This is a genomic window from Wolbachia endosymbiont of Drosophila nikananu (assembly GCF_028981865.1).
GTDB classification, from domain to species: domain Bacteria; phylum Pseudomonadota; class Alphaproteobacteria; order Rickettsiales; family Anaplasmataceae; genus Wolbachia; species Wolbachia pipientis_B.
This window is the reverse complement of record NZ_JAPQLL010000023.1, coordinates 1-4,206: the sequence shown is the minus strand read 5'-3', so window position 1 is coordinate 4,206 and position 4,206 is coordinate 1. Positions and strand designations below refer to the sequence as shown.

The 4,206-nt window shown below is 37.6% G+C and carries 3 protein-coding genes; 1 reads left to right on the top strand and 2 read right to left on the bottom strand.

The genetic code is table 11. The features are described from left to right. Positions 1-258 precede the first annotated feature (258 nt). The gene (locus OZD67_RS01690; RefSeq protein WP_182184072.1) at positions 259-1,605 is read left to right on the top strand and encodes an IS110 family RNA-guided transposase; all 1,347 of its coding nucleotides are present in this window, start codon (positions 259-261) and stop codon (positions 1,603-1,605) included. Between the two features lie 25 nt (positions 1,606-1,630). On the opposite strand, the gene tsaD is transcribed toward OZD67_RS01690, so the two are convergent. Further along, positions 1,631-2,638 carry a tRNA (adenosine(37)-N6)-threonylcarbamoyltransferase complex transferase subunit TsaD gene (tsaD, locus tag OZD67_RS01685; RefSeq protein ID WP_182183680.1) on the bottom strand — a complete coding sequence of 336 codons (1,008 nt, stop codon included), beginning with the start codon at positions 2,636-2,638 and terminating at the stop codon, positions 1,631-1,633. A 386-nt stretch (positions 2,639-3,024) separates the two neighbouring features. Beyond that, positions 3,025-3,762, bottom strand: coding sequence for a WD_0702 family putative metalloprotease (locus OZD67_RS01680; RefSeq protein ID WP_182183678.1), 738 nt, complete (start codon positions 3,760-3,762; stop codon positions 3,025-3,027). Positions 3,763-4,206: the final 444 nt, after the last annotated feature.

Here is a 4,206-nt window from a genome sequence, read left to right as displayed (position 1 = left end):
AACAAGGAAAAATCTTGTTAAACCTGAAAGAAACTATTTTATCCAGTGCTATAACAATTTTTAAATATAATTTATTAAGAAGTATTTTTGCAGTTATAACCGGACGCTCAATGGTGCTAGAGTGCCCGTTTGGGAGCATGGTTTTGGAGGAACGGTTAAACCACTGATGGAGTCTATTACGACTACCTCGATTAGAAGATTGTATAATCTAACCGTCCCAAGCTTAAATACTTCTTCATTATAAGTTATAGGAGGTCAATTACAATGACAAAAAGTAAATTAGAGGTAATGAATCCTGATGCAGCAGGGATAGATGTTGGTTCGGCTGTACATTATGTATGTATACCCGAGAGAAGAGATGAGCAACGTGTTCAAAAATTTGGCTGCTTCACTGAAGACCTTCATAATTTAGCAAGGTGGTTAAAAAAGTGTAAAGTTACAACCGTAGCGATGGAATCAACTGGTGTATATTGGATTCCTTTGTTTCAAATACTGGAATCTTACGGTTTTGAAGTTAAGTTGGTAAATGCGCGACATGTAAAAAATGTACCTGGGAGAAAGTCAGATGTTCAGGACTGTCAGTGGTTACAACAACTACATAGTTATGGATTACTCCAAGGGTCATTTAGGCCAGATAGCCAGATATGTGTATTGCGTAGTTACGTGCGACAACGTAAGAACCTCACTGAAAGTGCATCTACACATGTTCTGCGTATGCAGAAGGCATTAATTCAAATGAATATACAACTGCATAGAGTTATAAGAGATATAACAGGAGTAACTGGTATGAAAATTATCAAGGCTATAATTAAAGGCGAAAGAGATTCTGGGAAATTGGCTCAATTCAGGGATGCACGAATAAAAAATGATCAGTCTACTATAGCAAAAGCGTTAGCTGGCGATTATAGAGAGGAACATGTATTCACGCTAAAGCAAGAATTTGAACTATATAATATTTATCAAGAAAAAATAGCAGAATGTGATAGAAATATTGAGGTCTATTACAAAACGTTTGAAACAAAATCTAACGAAAGTAAACAGTTGAGTAAGGAAAAGAATAAGCACAGAAAAAGTAAGCCTGACTTTGCTTTGCACGAGGAACTGCACCGAATAACTGGTATGGATTTTACTAAAGTTCCAGGGCTTGATATACTAAGTATACAGACTATAATTTCAGAAACTGGTATAAACCATAATAAATGGTCAACAGAAAAACACTTTTCATCGTGGTTAGGACTCAGCCCTGCCAATAAAATTACAGGAGAAAAAGTGTTTAGCACAAGAACGCGTAAAGTCATTAATCGTGCTGCGAATGCATTTCGAATGGCTGCTAATTCTGTAGGAAATAGTAAAAGTTCATTGGGTGCATACTACAGGAGATTAAAAAAACGATTAGGAGCACCAAAAGCAATAACAGCTACTGCAAGAAAAATAGCATGCATATTTTATAGTATGCTCAAATACGGACAAGAATATGTAGAAAAAGGAATGGAATACTATGAAACACGATATAAGGAGAGAGCTGTAAAAAATTTGATCAAAAAGGCACGAGAATTTGGCTATACTTTAGTGCAACAAGAGGAGCTAGTTAAGGAAGTTTCTTAGAAGAACGGTTACGAATTGAGAGTTTTTAATAACTCTCCAACTCCCACTTTGGCCTTGGTGCAAAATTAAGTGGATCTATATAATTCTTCTGTAACCTTTCAATTCCTGCCCATCCAACCATTACTGCATTATCTGTACATAGGTTATTAGGGGGAAAAAATATATTTAAGTTTGTGTGTTTTTTCAATTTTTCTCTCAAGAAATTATTTGCTGCAACTCCGCCGGTAATCACAAAGTCATTGATTTTGATATTTAAAGATTCGGCCATAATAATCGCATTACTAACCCTGTCCAGCAGTATGTCACTAATACACTCTTGAAACGAAGCACACATATCACACACATCTTGTTCGCTCATTTCGAGTTTCTGCACTAAGTTTTTTACTGCTGTCTTGATTCCAGAAAACGAAAAGTTACATCCAGAGCGTTTTATCATCGCCCTTGGCAGTTTAAATCTTGCACCATTGCCTTTTTTAGCTAACTTTTCAATTAATGGCCCTCCGGGATAGCTTAAATCCAGCATCTTAGCAACTTTATCAAATGCTTCCCCTAACGAATCATCAAGTGTTTCTCCAAGTTTAATATACTTACCTACATCTTGTGCAATTAAAAATTGACAGTGACCACCTGATATTAGTAGGACTAAAAATGGAAATGTTACCTCATGCAGCAACTTAATAACCAATGCATGCGCTTCTAAGTGATTCACTGCAATAAACGGTTTTTGTGCTACATGCGCAATTGCTTTAGCCATCATTGTACCAACTATTAGTCCACCTATGAGTCCTGGTCCTGATGTTGCTGCAATTGCATTGAGGTCACAAAAGTTAAGGTTAGATTTTTCCACGGCGCTTTTTATTAGACCACTTAAATGCTCCATATGAGCACGTGAAGCTATTTCAGGGATCACCCCACCGCGTTTTTTGTGTTCTGTTTGAGAAAGAATCTCGTGAGCAAGGACCTGCTTTTCACTATTTACAATTGCTACTGCAGTTTCGTCGCAGCTTGTTTCAACAGCTAAAATGGTTTTCATGTATATTCGAACACTTTATTATAAAAACTATATCTTGAAATGCTATAGAAGTTAACTGCAAAGTTAACTTCTATAGCTAAAAGATTTACCGACAACCGTCATTCCGCTACGTGTTAGCGGATGAGATACCGCGCACAACTGTACGAACATTGTGCTACCACTAGGGTGTCATGCCAGTCTGGCATCCAGAAATTTTATTAAGTTGGTGAGTATAAAAGTAGCTGTTTTATGTTAAAATACGACGTTTTGATGATTATGGAAAGGCTGGATCCCAGTGTCGGAGCACTGGGATGACACCGTCTGTTGCGCAAATTACCTGCTAATTGCAATGTTCGTACAGCTGTGGAATGAATTGCGGTATGACGTAGGAAAACCTGCACTATAAGCTAATCATCATCTCCAAATATGGAGCTAATTTTTTTGCCCCCAGGAGAAAATTTATTAGTCCAACTGCTTTGCACTTTGGTTACGTCTTTAGTGGCGGTTTTATTGCTGTATTCCTTGATTTCCTTATCTATTCTATCCATCATTTGTGGATCCAGGCAGCTCTTTTTCCATTGATCAGTAGCAAGGAACACTTTGTTTAAATCTTGAGTGCGAATTAAGTATTCTTTATCCTTAGGATAAACCTCTTGTGCCCAAGCAAATAGCTCAAAATAGCGTGCAAACAATTCAGATGCGCGTGACTTTGCAGTTTGATAAGCTTGTATCTCCTTAAATATAACTTGGCTAATAATTTTCTGCACAAGAACATTTGCTTGCCTTAAATTCTGCTCAATATCCTGGTAAACCTTATGGAGAAATTCCTGCTCTAGGCTTAAGTTAAGCTCATTTTCAACCATATGTGAAAGTTCATGCACTATAATGTATGGGTTTGACTTCCTCAGTACAATAACATATCTATTTTCACCGGAAGACCTGATTGTCTTACACACTCCCTCTTCCATATCCACTAATCCCTCTTGGTATATTTCAAACGAAAGCCTATTTTGTTTTATTAGTGATAAAGTGAGGTTTAATGTGTTTCTAAACTTCTCAAATTGATAGAGATACTCAATATATCGTATTACATTTTCACTGCTTCCTACTTTAGTCGCTTGTTTTATTAAATTCCTGATCAGCATGCCTTATTATTAAAGGAATTTTTTTTATACTCAAGAGCTATAAAGTGTTTTTAGGGAGCCTGATTGCATGGCTAAAGTAATTCATGTTACCGTCATCCCGCCCACAACTGTACGAACGTTGTAGTTTGGGCCACCAGTGGGCAGTGCCCCTATGATGTCATTCCAGTGCTTGACACTGGGATGACACCTGTAGCCCTACGTCATACCGCGATTCATTCGCGGTATCTCATCCGCTAACAAGAGATCCCGCTAACTCGTAGCGGGATGACGAATATACCGCCACGAACCGTCATTCCGCGATTCATTCGCGGTATCTCTTAGCCGCTAACTCGTAGCGGGATGACGGTTGTCGTTTAGCTATAAATATTAAGAAATTTACCAAACGAAAAAAAAGGCAAAAGAAGCCCTGGTCATTGTCTATTTTCTGTATTGGCGTTTTTTTAA

Excerpts from the sequence above, each read along its gene's own strand:
- tsaD (WP_182183680.1), bottom strand. The coding sequence starts at position 2,638 with ATGAAAACCATTTTAGCTGTTGAAACAAGCTGCGACGAAACTGCAGTA.
- OZD67_RS01680 (WP_182183678.1), bottom strand. The coding sequence starts at position 3,762 with ATGCTGATCAGGAATTTAATAAAACAAGCGACTAAAGTAGGAAGCAGT.